The following is a 14810-nucleotide window of genomic DNA, read 5'->3' on the forward strand; positions in this document are numbered from 1 at the left end:
CGCGCATGCTAGCAGTTCCGGAACACCCGTGGCGCGCGCCCGGGCCGCTTTTGTCGCGTCAACCCGACGGCAGCGCGTGGTAGCGGAAATCACGCAGGCGCACGGTTCCTTTGCCCGCCGCGTACACGCCCACTTTCAGGCTCAAGAAGCCGCCGAACACGTTGTGGTGGATGCCCGACACTTCCATGCGCGTGCCGTGCAGGATCCAGGTCTTGCCGCCGTCGAACGAGTAACGGAAGGTCACCACGTTCGCATCGTTCGTCAGGCGCACGCGGACGCTGGAAATCGCTTGCGGACGCCGCGCCCACGGCTGCTCCTCGGCGTACTGGTACGTCTTGACCGTATCCGGCGTGAAGCCCACGCCGACGAATGCCTTCGGGTTGTAGTACAGGAGCAGGCCGCCCTCGGCCGGGCCGGCCAGGTCGAGCGTGATCTCGGCCTCGTACGACCGGTCGCCGACGCCGCACGTGAGCGGCGTGCTGTCGACCGGCATCGATCCCTTGCCCCGGATTTCCAGGCCGCCGTTCGCGAAGCGCACGCGCGTCATCTCGTCCGGCGCCGGGTCGTGGAACGACCACTGGACGCCGAAGCGGTCCTTCGAAAAATCGTCGGACAGCGCGAAGCCGTTCGGCCCCGCCTTGCCGCCGCGCGGCTTCCTGATCGGCTTCGAAAGGTCGCCGCCTTGCGCGCGGAACCAGCCGTCGGCCGTCCATTCCATCGGCTCGAGCAAGGTCTGGCGGCCCAGGGTGCGGTAACCGTTCTCGTAGCCGTGGTAGATCATCCACCAGTCGCCGCCCGGTCCCTCGACGAGCGACGCGTGGCCGCGCGACCACCACGGTTCATTGGTGCCGGTCGTGCGCACGAGCGGGTTATGCGGGCAGTGCTCCCACGGCCCGTCGATCGACTTCGAGCGGGCCGCGATCACCATATGGCCCGTCACCGGACCGGCCGTGCCGCCCACCGCCGTGATCAGGTAGAAGTAGTCGCCATGGCGCAGCAGCTTCGGGCCTTCCGGCGCGAAGTTCTCCGTGACCCAGTCTTCCGGATAGCGCCACGGTTGATAGGCCGGTTCGACGGTGCCGTCGGTCGCGAGGCCGTCGTCCGTGAGGCGGATGCGGCGGATGCCGTTGACGAACAGGTAGCGCTTGCCGTCTTCGCCCACGACGTGGCCCGGGTCGATGCAGCCCGAGATTTTCAGATCGACCGGGTCGCTCCACGGCCCCTCGATGCGGTCGGCCCAGATGGCGTAGATCGACCACGCATTGCCGTCCGGCGCGGCCGGGATGTAGATGAAGTAGCGGCCGTCGTGCTTGCACAGGTCGAGCGCCCAGATCGTGCCCAGCGGCTTTTTCAGGGCCGGGCCGACGGGCGCCCAGTTCACGAGATCCGTCGAATGCCAGATCACGATGCCCGGGTACGAGAAGAAGGACGAGAAGGTCATGTAATAGTCCTTGCCGTCCTTGAGGATCGTCGGGTCCGGGTGGTCGCCCGCGATGATCGGGTTGACGTACGTGCCGTCGCCGCGGTCGGCCTTGCGCTGCCCTTCGATTCCGCGGCCCCAGCCCGGGAAGGCGGGCGCGCAGGCGGCGGTTCCGGATGCAGCGGCTTGCGCGGGCAGGATGGGGAGCGATGCGGCGCCGGCGCCGGCCAGCAGGGTTTTGAAGGCGTTGCGGCGGGATGGGTTGGTCAAGCGGGTCTCCAGGTCTTGTGCGTGACGATCGTCGTCAAGATTATATGAAAACGATTTCATCGACAAGGCCGGCCGGCGCTTGCCGCAGTTGACGCGAAGCCGTTACCGCAGCTCGTGGACGGCGATGCCGCCGAAGCCGTCCCACGCGCCGAATTCCGCTTCCAGGCCGGGCAACAGGCGCAGCAGGGCGGCCTTGTCCTTGTGGAAGGTGGTGGCGCTGCCGTCGATGGCGCGCGTCGATTGCAGGCGGTAGACCCGGGCATCGGGCGCGGCGAGCGGCTGGCGCAGCAGGGCCAGCACCTGGCGGCCGGCGACGTCCACGGCCAGCAGGTCGCCGGGACCGTCCGCGGCCCGCACGTAGCGGCGCTGGACTTCCGGATCGATGGGCCCCGCTTCGAGCGCGATGCGCACCCGGCGGCCGTGGGCGCCGGCCCAGTCGAGGAACGGGATCGCGAAATCGACGATCTGCTCGCGGTCGGTGCGGTAATCCATCACGGCGAGGCCGTCCGCGTGGGGCGCCAGCGCATCCAGCAGCGCCTGGTTCTTGCCCCACCAGAACGGGACGACGAATTCCACGCGCAGCGTCTCGCCGGCCGCCGCTTTCACGGCGCGTGCCATGTCGATATAGGCGGCGTCGCGCCTGGCCGCGGGCAGCACGTTGTCCGGCAGCAGATAGGGCTCCACGTCGAACTGGACGCCGCGCAAACGGGCTTCCGGAGGCTGCGCGGCGTTGTAGGCCGCATAGGCCTGCACGCGCTTCGCGACGGCCGGGATGGCGTCCGCCAGCACCATGTGCGGGTCGCCGTCGACGCTATGGATGCCGATGCCCTTGGCGCCCGCCTGGCGCACGAACGCGGCCAGCAGGTCGGGCGCGCGCACGGCGGCGCCGTCCTTCAGCGGCACCGTGACGAACAGTTCGCCGATGCCCTGGGCCGCGGCCCAGTCGAGCAGGGCAGGGCCGCCGTCGATCCAGTCGCCGGGGCGCCAGACCCACGTCGAACGGGGTGCCGGTGCGGACGCCGCGGCCGGTTCCAGCGCGAGCGCGTCCACGTCGATGCTTGCCTGCGTCGCGGGGCACAACAGCACGAACTGGCGCCAGCCGGCGCGGTCCAGTCGCGCCGGCAGCACGAAGCGCGCGGCCTTCGCGTCCGGCGTGGCGATGCCCAGGTCGAACGCGTCGTCGCGCGCGCGGCGGGCATCGTCGGCCACCTGCCACGTGAACGATCCGCCCTGCGCCGTCCAGGTGGCGGCCAGCAGCGCGTTCGCGCGCGTCATGAACCACGGTCCCGTGAGGAGCACGCCGGCGGCGCGCTGGCCGGGGCGGCAGGTCACTTGCAGGCGGCCGTCCGCCAATGTCGCCTGCACGCGTTCCTCGACGCCGAACGTGCGCGCGCGCATGCGCGTGAGCAGGTTCGCGTGCAGGGGCATGGGTTCCGGCCGTTCGGGCCCCGGTTTCGACGACGGCAGTTCGTGCTCGCTGACGGCGAAGCGGCCGTCGGCCACGTTGCCGTGCAGGAAAATGGTGTTCTCCGGGGTCTCGCCGGGCGCGAGCGGGTACACCGTCTCGACCTGCGCGCCGGGCGGCAGCGCCACGCTCGTGCAGCCCGGCCTGTGGGGCTGGTCGTCGACGACGTAGCGCGCCGTTCCTCCCGCCGCGGCGGCGCACTGGTGCAGCGTGGCGGCGTGGGCCGGCATGGACATGGCGAGCAGGGGCAACAGGAATCGATGGATCATCAGGGACCTTTCGGCGTGCTGGCCTGCCAGTCGCCCTTGCGCTTCATCGTACCCCACGTCGATTCCTTCTGCATGACCCAGCGCCACAGGCCGATCAGGCGCCACATCGTGTTGAGTTGCCGATAGCCGAGGTTCTCCAGCAGCACGACGGCGGCCAGCGCCAGCAGCTGTTTGCCGCGCGGGTAGATGTGGAAGGACATCTCTTCCAGCAGCAGCCCCGAGGCCGACAGCAGGATGCCGAGGCCGATCGCGACGAACATGAACGTGGTGAACGCCTGCCACGAGATCTCGCCCGTGAGGAACGACCAGGTCATGAAGATGTAGCCGCCCACTTCGACGAGGGGGCCGAGCCACTCGAACAGCAGCATGAACGGGAAGGCGAGCCAGCCCGGCACGCCGCCGTTGCGCGAAAACATCAGGCCCCAGTTGGCGTTCAGGCTCTCGGCCAGGCCGCGCTGCCAGCGGATGCGCTGGTTTTTCAGCGTCTTGTAGTCTTCCGGCGCCTCGGTCCAGCACACGGGATCGGGCACGAATTCGACCTTGTACGGCTGGCGCTTCTCGCGCAGCAGGCGGTGCATGCGGACGATCAGTTCCATGTCCTCGCCGATCGTGTCGGGACGGTAGCCGCCCGCCATGATCACGGTGTCCTTGCGGAACACGCCGAACGCGCCGGAGATGATCAGCATGCCGTTCACGGACGACCAGCCGAGCCGCCCGAACAGGAACGCGCGCAGGTATTCCACGACCTGGAACAGCGCCCACACGTTCTTCGGCAGGCCGACCTTCGTGAGGAAACCGCCCGTCACCTCGCAGCCGTTGGCCACGCGGATCGTGCCGCCCGTCGCGACGACGGTCGGGTCGCGCAGGAACGGCTCCGTGACCTTTTCCAGGCTGTCGCGCTGCAGGATCGAGTCGGCGTCCACGCCGCACACGAGCGGGTAGCGCGAGGCGTTGATGCCCGCGTTCAGCGAGTCGGCCTTGCCGCCGTTGTCCTTGTCGATCACGCGCAGGTTCGGGAAGCGCGTGGAGCGGTAGACCTGGCGGATGTCCTTCGTCCTGATCTGGCGGCGGTAGGCTTCGGGGAAGGGCAGCAGGCCGAATTCGCGCTTCAGCACGGCGAGCGTGTCGTCCTTCGAGCCGTCGTTCACGACCAGCACTTCGTATTCGGAATACGTCAGCTGCAGCATCGAGCGCACCGAGGCCGCGATCGTCGCTTCCTCGTTATACGCGGGCACGAGGATGCTGACGGGCGGCTCCAGGCCGGAATAGGCGCGCGGCAAATCGTCGAGCATCTCTTCCTGGCCCTTGCGGTGCAGCGTGCGCAGCGACAGCATGTTCAGCACGAGGTAGCCGCCGTTGAGCAGGATGAAGTAGCACAGGACGAACCAGGTGACGAACTGGATGAGCAGGTGGTGCGTCATCATGCGGCCCTTTCGGCGATGACCTGGCCCAGGATGTCGGCGGCGAAGCGGTCGGTGAGCGATGCCCGCAGGGCGTCGAGTTGGGCGCGCCCCAACCAGGGCAGGTCGACGATGGCCTGCGCGGCGCGGTAGCGCACCCACCACTCGCGGTCGGCCAGCAGGGCGGTGAGGCGGTCGACGTCGGATGCCTCGCCGATGCGGCCCAGCGCCTTGGCGGCCAGCACGCGCACCTGCCAGTCCGCATGCGCGAGCAGGCCACGCACCTGGTCGCGCAGGCCGGGCGTGGCGACGATGCGCAGCGCGGCCGTCACGAGTTCGAGATCGGCGCTGGCGAGGGCTGCGGACAGCGTGTCCGCCGGCAGGTCGATGCGCAGCGCTTCCGCGATGCGCAGCGCGCGCGGCAAACGCGCCGGCGGCAGGGCCGGCAGCAGGTCCGCCAGCACGCCGGCGACGGGCGCGCTCGCTTCCTTCAGGATGCCGGCCACGTGCGACATCGCCCAGTCGTCGCGTGCGACGAACAGCGGCGTGAGGTAGTCCGCGGCCGCGTGCGGATCGATGCGCACGAGCGCCCACAGCGCGGACAGCGACAGGGTCACGTCGGGGCTTTCGGCCAGCGTGCGCAGCGTGTCCCACGAGTCGCGGTCGCCCAGGTGGCCCAGGAGAAGCGTCGCGAGCAGGCGTTCCGTGCGCGGGCCGCGCGCGAGCATGGCGCGCGCGTCGCGCTCCACGCCGAGGCGGCGCGCGACGTCGTTCAGGGCGGCGCCCGCTTCGCCGCGCAGCGAGGCCTGCAGATGGACCCACAGCTTGATGAAGTGCGGACGCTCCGCCTTGGCGAGCGACGGCAGCGTTGCGGGCGTCTCGCCGACGATGGCCGCATTCAGGACGGGACGCCAGCGCGCCAGCGCGCGCGCCGCGCGGCGTTCGCGCCGGCGCAGGGCCATGCGCAGGCGGATGATCTGCGCGCCGAGGAGCAGGGTCAGGAGGAGGGCGCCGATGCCCGTCCAGTAGGCCGCCGCCAGGACCGGATCGGCGGGCGCCGTGAACGCGGCCGCCAGCGCGTGGGTGGGAATTTCGCCTCCCGTCGGCAGGATCATGCGGGCGGGTTCACGAAACTGCGAGGAAGCGGCGCAGGCGCGCCAGCAATTCCTGCGGCTGGAACGGCTTGATGATGAAGTCGTTGGCGCCGGCGTCGAGGGCGCGCACGGTGTCGCGCTCCGTGTTCTTGGCTGTCAGCATGAGGACGGGGACGGCTTCCCAGCCGGCCTGCGCGCGGATCAGGCCCACGATCTCGAACCCGTCCACGTACGGCAGCATCACGTCCAGCAGCACGAGGTCCGGCGCCGGCTGCGACACGACGTGCTGGACGGCGGCGCGGCCGTCGGCCACGTGGATGACGCGATAACCCTGGCGCTCGAGCATGAAGCCGAGGACGTGGGCGATGTGGACGTCATCCTCGACGACGAGGACGCTGGGTTGTGCGCTCATGTTGTTGGAGTCGAAAGTTGCTGTAGGGCTTCATTATACCGGGGGCATTTAACATTCGACGCGCGATTGTGGCGGGCGCACGACTACCAACGGCCGCTTTTTTGCGACCCGTTGGCAGTCTGGCACGCAGCCGGTCAGGCCGGCAGGTCGAACAGCAGGAGTTCCGCCGCCTCGGCCTTGTCGAACACGACCCGTTCCTCGCCACCGATCTTGAGCGCATCGCCATCCTTCAGCGGCACGCCGTTGACCGTGACGTCGCCGCGGATCACGTGGACGTAGGCCAGGCGCTCGCTGTCGAGCGCATGTTCGACCTTGTCGCCTTCGTCCAGGATGGCGGCGTAGATCGACGCGTCCTGGTGGATCAGCACGGTGTCCTGGCGGCCGTCGCGCGAGGCGACCAGGCGCAGCTTGCCCTTCTTGCTGTCGGTCGAAAAATGCTTTTCCTCGTAGCTGGGCGGGATGCCTTTCGTGTCCGGCTCGATCCAGATTTGCAGGAAGTGCACGGGATCCGTCTTCGACCCGTTGAACTCGCTGTGGCGCACGCCGCTGCCCGCGCTCATGCGCTGCACGTCGCCGTAGTGCAGCACGGAGCCGGTGCCCATGCTGTCCTTGTGTTCCAGCGCGCCGTCCAGCACGTACGAGATGATCTCCATGTCGCGGTGGCCGTGCGTGCCGAAGCCGGCGCCCGGGGCGACGCGGTCTTCGTTGATCACCAGCAGCGGGCCGAAGCCGCTGTGGCGCGGGTCGAAATAATCTGCGAACGAAAAGCTGTGCTTGGACATCAGCCAGCCGTGGTGGGCGGCGCCCCGTTCTTCGCTCCTGCGGACTTCCATCATGATCTGCTCCTTGTGTGTTCGGGTGTCGATGGAAGCCAGTATAGGGACAGCCTGCGCTGTTGAAAAACGAGTTATTTTCCGTTCTTGCATCGAAAAATTCGATGATGGTGCCGGCCCATGCGGTACACTCCGCCCGCCCCGTCTAAAGGAAAGCCATGACCCGCCCGAGCCCCGACGTCGTCGACCTTGCCGAAGCGCTGCGCAGCGCCGTGAGCGCGTTCGTGCGGTCCGTCCGCTACGACACGGACACGCCCCGTTCCGCCGGTTCGGACACGCTGGAACTGCTCGACCGTGGCGGCCCGGCGAACATCGCCGCGCTGGCCCAGGTCCGCAACGTCAAGCACCAGAGCATGCGCCTCGTGACGGCGCAACTGGAAGAAGACGGTCTCATCGAGCGCACGCCGGACCCGCAGGACGGCCGCAGCGTGCTGTTCGCCGTCACGGCGCAGGGACGCGAGCGGCTGCGCGCGATGCGCGCCACGCGCGCCGCCCACATCGCGGACACCATCGCAGAGCGGCTGACGCCCGGCGAATGCGCCGAACTGCGCGCGGCCGTCCGCCTGATCGAGCGCCTGGCCGATCCGGCACGCTGAGCTTTTCCCCGGTCAGCCCTGGCGCAGGCCGGCCAGCACGGCCGCCAGCGTGTTCACGCCCCAGTGTTCGGCGTAGCGGCCGTCCTCGACCCGGACGATGTCGATGACGTCGATCGCCACGTCGCGGCCCGTCGCGGCGACGCCCAGCAGCGTGCCCGTGTGGCGGCCGCGGATGGTCTTGCGCGACGTGACCTTCGCGCCTTCCGCCACCTGGTCGTGGATCTCGACCCGCAGGTCCGACAGCGCCGGGCGCAGCACGTGGTCGAACGTTTGCCACATGCTTTCCGGGCCATCCGCCGCGCCGGGAGGCGCCGTGCGGTTGACGAACGACGGCAGCATCAACGCCTCGAAGGCCGCGCGGTCGCCGCGCTCGATGACATCCAGGTTGAAACGGCGTACGACATCCTTCGGGTCTGCATGGGGCATGGGAATTCCTCGGTCACTGTCCGACGGTGGACGCGTCCGATAATATACAGGCTGGACTGTATAGTCAACGCTTCAACGCTTCAACGGATCGAGCAGGCTGCGCAGGTTGTTATGGTCGAGTTCGTACATGAGGGCGAGCAGCTCGCCCAGCTCGCCCTTGGGAAAGCCTTCGCGGGCGAACCAGCCCAGGTAGTGGCCGGGCAGGTCGGCGATCGTGCGGCCCTTGTACTTGCCGTAGGGCATTTCGCGGGTGAGGAGGAGGGTGAGGTGTTCGGGTTTCATGGTGGCGCCACTTTAACAAACATGGCGTAGCATGCGGTCAGGAGGACACTCGATGGCAACCGACTTCAATCTCGAACGCTTCGTGGAAGCCCAGCACGGCGTCTACGACGCGGCGCTGGCCGAGCTGCGCGCCGGCCACAAGCGCACTCACTGGATGTGGTTCATCTTTCCGCAGATCGCGGGGCTGGGCCACAGCGCGATGGCGCAGCGCTACGCGATCCGTTCCGCCGACGAAGCCGCGGCCTATCTCGCGCACCCCGTGCTGGGCCCGCGCCTGCGCGCCTGCGCGACGGCCGTCGCGGGCCACGACGACCGTGGCGTCGACGAGATCTTCGGCCACCCGGACAACCTGAAATTCCATTCCTCGATGACCCTGTTTGCCGACGTCGCGCCCCACGAAGCGGTCTTCCAGACCTGCCTGGACCAGTTCTTCGACGGCCGTCCCGACCCGGCCACGCTGGAGCGGCTGGGCTGATCGCGCGGACACCGGACGCGTCCGCGACGGCGCCGCCGACGTTGTTGCGTATAATCCGTGGTCAGCTTGTCTACCAACCACACAACAACACACATGGCTTCATCTCCAGACAATATCAGCATGGCGGTGTTCTGCGACTTCGAAAACGTCGCACTCGGCGTGCGCGATGCGAATTACGAGAAGTTCGACATCAAGCCCGTCCTCGAACGCCTGCTGCTCAAGGGCAGCATCGTGGTCAAGAAATCCTATTGCGACTGGGATCGCTACAAGGGCTTCAAGGCGACGATGCATGAAGCGAACTTCGAACTGATCGAAATCCCCCACGTGCGCCAGTCGGGCAAGAATTCCGCCGACATCCGCATGGTCGTGGACGCGCTCGACCTGTGCTACACGAAATCGCACGTGAACACGTTCGTGATCGTCTCCGGCGACTCGGACTTCTCGCCGCTCGTCTCCAAGTTGCGCGAGAATGCGAAACGGGTGATCGGCGTGGGCGTCAAGCAGTCGACGTCGGACCTGCTGGTCGCCAACTGCGACGAATTCATCTTCTACGACGACCTCGTGCGCGAACAACGCCGCGCCGCCGCCAAGCGCGACGAGCGCAAGGCCCAGCCGCAGCAGGGCCGCCGGCCGTCGGACGAGAACAACCGCAAGCGCGAAGACATGGAAGCGCGCAAGCTGCAGGCGCTGGAGATGGTCGTCGAGACCTTCGACGCGCTCGTCTCGGAACGCGGCGACACCGGCAAGATCTGGGCCTCGCTGCTGAAGGACACGCTGAAGCGCCGCCGTCCGGACTTCTCCGAGACCTATTACGGTTTCCGCACGTTCGGCAACCTGCTGGAAGAGGCGCAGACGCGCGGCCTGTTCGAATTCGGCCGCGACGAAAAATCCGGCACCTATGTCTTCCGCGGCGCCAACGCCCAGGTCGACCTGCAGCCGGTCGATGCCGCGCCGCTGGAGCCGGCCGTCGAGCAGCCGCAGGTGGCGTCCGAGCCGGCCGCCCAGGAAGCCGGCGACGAACTGGCGGCGGAAACCCAGGGCGAGCAGCCGACGGAAATCCCGGCCGCCGCCCGCGAACCGCGCCGCCGCGGCGGCCGCGGACGCAAGGGCCGCGAAGGACAGGCACCCGCGCCCGCGCTGGAAGCGGTGCAGGACGCCGTGCCGGTGTCCGAGGAAGCCGCGATCGCCACCTGGCCCGCGCCGACGCCGGACCTGGCCGAGGCGCCGGAGCCTGTCGTTGCAGCCGAGGAACCCGTCGGCGCCGCCGAAGACGCGCCCGCGCCGGTGAAGGAACGCCGCCGCGCGACGCGCGCGCCGCGCAAGCGCAAGGAAGAGGCCGCGGGCACGGCCGTGACCGCGGAGGCAGTGGCGCAGGAAGACAGCGCCGCGGCGCTGGACGCGCAGGCTGCCGTCGCGGAAGCTGCGCCCGCCGAGTCCGTTGCGGCGGAAGGCGAGGACGAGGAGCAGGGCGCGAAATCGGCCCGCAAGAAGTCGGCCCGCCCGTCGCACAAGGCGCCGTCGCGCAAGCCGGCCGCGCGCGCACCGCGCCGGCCGGCCAAGCCGAAGACGCCGCCGGAGAACGGCTGATACACCGTCATTCCCGCGCACGCGGGAATCCATGCTGAATTTCCGGATTCGAGCGTCGGACAGGCCCGCAAGGCATCCGACGTAGCGATCTCCTGTCGCTCAGCATGGGTTCCCGCTTTCGCGGGAACGACGATTAGCTGCGCGCGCGTCCCATCCGGGCCTGTGCAATAATGACAATAACGCCCCCGCGTCCACTGTCATGCAAAGGCCCACCATGCGCACGCTCACCGGTCTCTTCGCCTGCCTCCTCGCCACCGCCGTGCTGCCGTCCCAGGCAGCCGCACCTTCCGCGGCGCATCCCTTGCTGGGCATCTGGATCCTCGCGATCCCGCAGCTCGGCTGTTCCGAGACGTACCACTTCCGCGGCGACGGCACCACGCTCGTGAAAAGCGCGGACGAAGTGTCGGAAAGCGAATTCACGGTCGCCGAACAGCCCAGCGCCAAGGGGTTTTATAAACTCGACGACAAGATCGTGAAGGACAACGGCAAGCAGGATTGCTCCGGCGAGATCATGAAGCCGGGCACGCGCGCCACCAACTACATCCGCTTCCACCCGTCCGGCGCGCGCTTCGTGATGTGCCGCGACGAGACGATGGAGGCATGCATCGGACCGTTCGAGCGGATGCCGGGGCAGGGGATCTAATATCAGGTATATTGCCGGGCGATCAGATAACTTTTTGGATCCCCGATGTCCCCGGCTTTACTTTTCTGCATCCTCATCGCGTATTTCGCCCTGCTGCTCGGCGTCGCCTGGGCCACGGGGCGGGGTGCCAACAACGACAGTTTTTTCATCGGTAACAAGAGCAGCAACTGGATGCTCGTCGCGTTCGGCATGGTCGGCACCACGCTGTCCGGCGCCACCTTCATCAGCGTGCCTGGCGCAGTCGGGGCCGACGGCTTCGGCTATGCGCAAATCCTCATCGGCTACGTGATCGGCTACATCGCGGTCGTCTACCTGCTGCTGCCGCTGTACTACCGCCTCCGGTTGACCTCGATCTACCACTACCTCGACGTGCGCCTCGGCCGGCGCGCCTACCAGAGCGGCGCCGGGTTCTTCATCCTGTCGCGCCTGTTCGGCGCCACGGCGCGGCTGTACCTCGTCGTCGCGGTCCTGCAGACCATCATCCTCGACAGCCTCGGCGTCCCGTTCTGGCTCACGACCTTCGTCATCCTCGGCATGATCCTGCTGTACACGGTCCAGGGCGGGGTGAAGACCATCGTCTGGACCGATACGCTGCAGACGACGTGCATGCTGGCCGGCCTGTTCGCCTGCGTCGCGTTCATGCTGGGCCAGCTCGACCTGACGATCCCCGAGGCGTTGCGGCAGATGCAGGACAGGGGCCTCGCGCGCGTGTTCACGCACGACCCGGACAGCCCCGGCTACTGGCTCAAGCAGATCGTGGCCGGCGTCTTCATCGTGCTGACGATGACGGGCATGGACCAGGAAATGATGCAGAAGACGATCTCCGTGAAGACCCTGCAGGATTCGCAGAAGAACCTCTTGAGCCTCACGGCCGTGCTGGTCGTCGTGCTGTGCGCCTTCCTGTTCCTGGGCGGCCTGCTGTACCTGTACGCGCCCAGCGCCGGCGTGACGGCGACGGGTGACAAGATCTTCCCGGCGGTCGTCATGGGCCACCTGCCCGCCGCGGTGCAGATCATCTTCCTGGTCGCGCTGATCTCGGCGCTGTTTCCCAGTGCCGACGGCGCCATCACGGCGTTGACGTCCACGTTCTGCATCGACATCCTCGGCATCAAGCGCCGCATCGACCTGACGGAACGCCAGCGCGTGCGCCTGCGCCGCCATGTGCACCTCGCGTTCGCCGCGCTGTTCCTGGCCATGGTGCTCGTGTTCAAATGGGTGGACAATCCCAGCATGATTGTCGTCATCCTGAAACTGGCCAGCTATACATACGGACCCTTGCTCGGTCTGTTCGCCTTCGGCATGATGACGACGCGGACGCTGCACGACCGCCTCGTGCCCGTGGTGACCATCGGTGCGCCGATCGTGTGCGCGCTGCTGGAGTATAACCAGCATGCGCTGCTGGGCAGTTACCGCCTCGGCCTCGAATTGCTGATCGTGAACGGCGCCCTCGTATTCGCCGGCCTGTTCGCGATCTCGCGCCGCGCCGAGCCGTCCGCACTGACCGAACCGAAACTCAACTAGCCGGAGCCTCAATGTCATTCAAGCCTTTCTCCTCCCTGCGCCGCGGCATCGGCGCGCTGTGGCGCGGCCTCGACGCCACCCGCCGCTTCGTGCTGAACCTCATCTTCCTGGTCATCCTGATCGCCTTCTTCTGGGCCCTGTTCGGCGGCGGCCTCAAGCCGCTGGCGCCCAAGACGGCACTCGTGCTCGACCTGAAGGGCGAACTGGTCGAGGAACGCGCGGGCAGCGTGCGCGATTCCGTCGTCGCCGGCCTGGCGGGCAACGGCCGCCGCCTCGTGCGCCTGCCGGACGTGCTGAAGGCGCTGGACGGCGCCGCGAAGGACAGCAACGTGAACGAAGTCCTCGTGCTGCTGGACGAGCTGGATGGTGGCGGCCTTGCCTCCGTGCGCGAGATCGGCGCGGGCATCGAGCGCGTGAAGGCGGCCGGCAAGCGCGTCGTCGTCTGGGGCGGCAACTTCGACCAGAAGCGCTACCTGATCGCCGCGCACGCCAGCGAGATCTACCTGCATCCGATGGGCATGGTGCTGATCGAAGGTTTCGGCCGCCACCGCAATTACTACCGCGACGCGCTGGACAAGGTCGGCGTCACCGTCAACCTGATGAAGGTCGGCACGTATAAAAGCTTCGCGGAGCCGTTCATCGGCAACGGCCCGTCGCAGGCCGCGCAGGAGGCGGACGCGTTCCTGTACAACGGGCTGTGGACCGCGTACACGGCCGAAGTCGAGAAGGCGCGCAAGCTGCCGGCGGGGTCGATCGCGAAAGGCATCGACGAGCTGCCGCAGCGCCTGCAGGCGGCCAACGGCAACGCGGCCAAGGTGGCGCTGGACTGGAAGCTGATCGATGGCGTCAAGACCCGCGACGAAGTGCGCGACATGTTCATCAAGCGCGGTGCGTACGACGACCACATCAAGAGCTTCCGCCAGGTGAGCTTCGGCGACTACATGGCGCGCAATCCGGAGAAGCCGTTCGGCGACGCGGTCGCCGTCGTCGTCGCGGCCGGCGACATCACGGAAGGCACGGGCGGCCCCGGCATGGTCGGCGGCATCTCGACGGCGAACCTGATCCGCAGCGTGCGCGAGGATTCGTCGGTGAAGGCCGTCGTCCTGCGCGTCAATTCGCCGGGCGGCAGCGCCTACGGTTCGGAACTGATCCGGCGCGAGCTGGAACTGACGCGCGCGGCCGGCAAGCCCGTCGTCGTGTCGATGGGCGACGTGGCCGCGTCGGGCGGCTACTGGATCTCGATGGCGGCCGACGAAGTCATCGCCGACCCGTCCACCGTCACCGGTTCGATCGGCGTGTTCGCCATCCTCCCGACCGCGGACAAGGTCGTCGACAAACTCGGCATCCACACAGCCGGCGTGACGACCACGTGGCTCGCGGACGCCTACAATCCGCTGCGTCCCCTCGATCCGCGCTTCGGCCAGCTGATCCAGTCGAGCATCAACCACGTGTACGACGAGTTCACGACCAAGGCCGCCATCGCGCGCAAGACGACGCCGGCCAAGATCGACGAAGTGGGCCAGGGCCGCGTGTGGACGGGCACGCAGGCCAAGGAACGCGGCCTCGTCGACCGCCTGGGCAGCTACGGCGACGCGCTGCGCTCGGCCGCCAAGCGCGCCAGGCTGGGCGACGATTTCCGCGTCATGTATGCCGAGCAGCCGACCACGCTGGCCGAGCGCGTGCTCGAGCGCATGGGCCTGTCGAATGCGCAGATCCTGAACGTGCAAGTGAAGCTGGGCCTGCTGCCGGTCGACCTCGGCGCGGCCGCGCTGGGCGGCAACGCGACGGCGGGCATCACCAGGGACCTCGGCTGGCTGTCGGCCGTCGCGGACCGCAAACAGCCGTTCGCGGCCGTCACGCACTGCCTGTGCGGGGTGCCCTGAACCTTTCCGGAGCGTTAATCTTTGTAACAGCATGTAGTCGGGCAACCATACACGGCAACACGGGCGCGGGAATCTTCCCGCGCCCGTTTTGTTTCGATCTCCCCGCATGTAGGCGGCTTTGGTGTAAAGCCATGTAAAGATGCAACTATCCACGCCCGGGCACGTCGCCCGCTCACCAGGCTGAACGATTGGCTGTCCGTACGTTACGAAACATAAAGTCCCTCTTGGGCGTGC

At 67.9% G+C, this 14810-nt stretch carries 14 protein-coding genes; 6 read left to right on the forward strand and 8 right to left on the reverse strand.

Annotation, left to right across the window (positions count from 1 at the left end):
- Positions 1-58: 58 nt before the first annotated feature.
- The 6 genes from ASD28_RS29635 to ASD28_RS29660 form a co-directional block, all read right to left on the reverse strand.
- On the reverse strand, positions 59-1690 hold the full coding sequence (locus ASD28_RS29635; RefSeq protein WP_056137101.1) for a family 43 glycosylhydrolase: 1632 nt from the start codon (positions 1688-1690) through the stop codon (positions 59-61).
- Between the two features lie 102 nt (positions 1691-1792).
- Entirely contained in the window at positions 1793-3424 is a 1632-nt protein-coding gene (locus ASD28_RS29640; RefSeq protein WP_056137102.1) for a hypothetical protein, read from the reverse strand.
- On the reverse strand, positions 3424-4848 hold the full coding sequence (locus ASD28_RS29645) for a glycosyltransferase (protein WP_156404005.1): 1425 nt from the start codon (positions 4846-4848) through the stop codon (positions 3424-3426). The genes ASD28_RS29640 and ASD28_RS29645 overlap by 1 nt, the downstream gene beginning before the upstream one ends.
- Positions 4845-5939 (reverse strand): HEAT repeat domain-containing protein, encoded by a 1095-nt coding sequence (locus ASD28_RS29650; protein ID WP_056137103.1) that lies wholly within the window; start codon positions 5937-5939, stop codon positions 4845-4847. Before ASD28_RS29650 ends, ASD28_RS29645 begins: the two co-directional genes overlap by 4 nt.
- A 10-nt stretch (positions 5940-5949) precedes the next feature.
- Positions 5950-6330 (reverse strand): response regulator transcription factor, encoded by a 381-nt coding sequence (locus ASD28_RS29655; RefSeq protein WP_056137104.1) that lies wholly within the window; start codon positions 6328-6330, stop codon positions 5950-5952.
- A gap of 134 nt (positions 6331-6464) precedes the next feature.
- On the reverse strand, positions 6465-7166 hold the full coding sequence (locus ASD28_RS29660) for a pirin family protein (protein WP_056137105.1): 702 nt from the start codon (positions 7164-7166) through the stop codon (positions 6465-6467).
- A gap of 155 nt (positions 7167-7321) precedes the next feature.
- Here ASD28_RS29660 and ASD28_RS29665 point away from each other — a divergent pair, with 155 nt between their 5' ends.
- Positions 7322-7759, forward strand: coding sequence for a MarR family winged helix-turn-helix transcriptional regulator (locus ASD28_RS29665; RefSeq protein WP_056137106.1), 438 nt, complete (start codon positions 7322-7324; stop codon positions 7757-7759).
- A 12-nt stretch (positions 7760-7771) separates the two neighbouring features.
- Here ASD28_RS29665 and ASD28_RS29670 read toward each other — a convergent pair whose 3' ends face one another.
- Positions 7772-8185 carry an ester cyclase gene (locus tag ASD28_RS29670; RefSeq protein ID WP_056137107.1) on the reverse strand — a complete coding sequence of 138 codons (414 nt, stop codon included), beginning with the start codon at positions 8183-8185 and terminating at the stop codon, positions 7772-7774.
- Between the two features lie 72 nt (positions 8186-8257).
- Positions 8258-8467: a DUF3820 family protein gene (locus ASD28_RS29675; RefSeq protein WP_056137110.1), complete on the reverse strand. Its 210-nt coding sequence runs from the start codon at positions 8465-8467 to the stop codon at positions 8258-8260.
- A 52-nt stretch (positions 8468-8519) separates the two neighbouring features.
- Here ASD28_RS29675 and ASD28_RS29680 point away from each other — a divergent pair, with 52 nt between their 5' ends.
- From ASD28_RS29680 to sppA, 5 genes are all read left to right on the forward strand, one after another.
- Positions 8520-8942 carry a DUF1810 domain-containing protein gene (locus tag ASD28_RS29680; protein WP_056137112.1) on the forward strand — a complete coding sequence of 141 codons (423 nt, stop codon included), beginning with the start codon at positions 8520-8522 and terminating at the stop codon, positions 8940-8942.
- A 93-nt stretch (positions 8943-9035) separates the two neighbouring features.
- Entirely contained in the window at positions 9036-10529 is a 1494-nt protein-coding gene (locus tag ASD28_RS29685; RefSeq protein ID WP_056137115.1) for an NYN domain-containing protein, read from the forward strand.
- A 214-nt stretch (positions 10530-10743) separates the two neighbouring features.
- Positions 10744-11172, forward strand: a complete 429-nt coding sequence (locus ASD28_RS29690) for a hypothetical protein (RefSeq protein WP_056137117.1) — start codon at positions 10744-10746, stop codon at positions 11170-11172.
- A gap of 45 nt (positions 11173-11217) precedes the next feature.
- Entirely contained in the window at positions 11218-12693 is a 1476-nt protein-coding gene (locus ASD28_RS29695; RefSeq protein ID WP_056137118.1) for a sodium:solute symporter, read from the forward strand.
- A gap of 11 nt (positions 12694-12704) precedes the next feature.
- Positions 12705-14576 (forward strand): signal peptide peptidase SppA, encoded by a 1872-nt coding sequence (sppA, locus tag ASD28_RS29700; protein WP_056137120.1) that lies wholly within the window; start codon positions 12705-12707, stop codon positions 14574-14576.
- The last annotated feature ends 234 nt before the right edge of the window (positions 14577-14810 follow it).

Origin of the sequence: Massilia sp. Root133, from assembly GCF_001426525.1 — a bacterium.
GTDB lineage: Bacteria > Pseudomonadota > Gammaproteobacteria > Burkholderiales > Burkholderiaceae_D > Telluria > Telluria orientalis.

Coding starts and splice junctions, on each gene's coding strand:
- ASD28_RS29640 (WP_056137102.1), bottom strand. CDS start 3,424: ATGATCCATCGATTCCTGTTGCCCCTGCTCGCCATGTCCATGCCGGCC.
- ASD28_RS29645 (WP_156404005.1), bottom strand. CDS start 4,848: ATGATGACGCACCACCTGCTCATCCAGTTCGTCACCTGGTTCGTCCTG.
- ASD28_RS29650 (WP_056137103.1), bottom strand. CDS start 5,939: ATGATCCTGCCGACGGGAGGCGAAATTCCCACCCACGCGCTGGCGGCC.
- ASD28_RS29655 (WP_056137104.1), bottom strand. CDS start 6,330: ATGAGCGCACAACCCAGCGTCCTCGTCGTCGAGGATGACGTCCACATC.
- ASD28_RS29660 (WP_056137105.1), bottom strand. CDS start 7,166: ATGATGGAAGTCCGCAGGAGCGAAGAACGGGGCGCCGCCCACCACGGC.
- ASD28_RS29665 (WP_056137106.1), top strand. CDS start 7,322: ATGACCCGCCCGAGCCCCGACGTCGTCGACCTTGCCGAAGCGCTGCGC.
- ASD28_RS29670 (WP_056137107.1), bottom strand. CDS start 8,185: ATGCCCCATGCAGACCCGAAGGATGTCGTACGCCGTTTCAACCTGGAT.
- ASD28_RS29675 (WP_056137110.1), bottom strand. CDS start 8,467: ATGAAACCCGAACACCTCACCCTCCTCCTCACCCGCGAAATGCCCTAC.
- ASD28_RS29680 (WP_056137112.1), top strand. CDS start 8,520: ATGGCAACCGACTTCAATCTCGAACGCTTCGTGGAAGCCCAGCACGGC.
- ASD28_RS29685 (WP_056137115.1), top strand. CDS start 9,036: ATGGCTTCATCTCCAGACAATATCAGCATGGCGGTGTTCTGCGACTTC.
- ASD28_RS29690 (WP_056137117.1), top strand. CDS start 10,744: ATGCGCACGCTCACCGGTCTCTTCGCCTGCCTCCTCGCCACCGCCGTG.
- ASD28_RS29695 (WP_056137118.1), top strand. CDS start 11,218: ATGTCCCCGGCTTTACTTTTCTGCATCCTCATCGCGTATTTCGCCCTG.
- sppA (WP_056137120.1), top strand. CDS start 12,705: ATGTCATTCAAGCCTTTCTCCTCCCTGCGCCGCGGCATCGGCGCGCTG.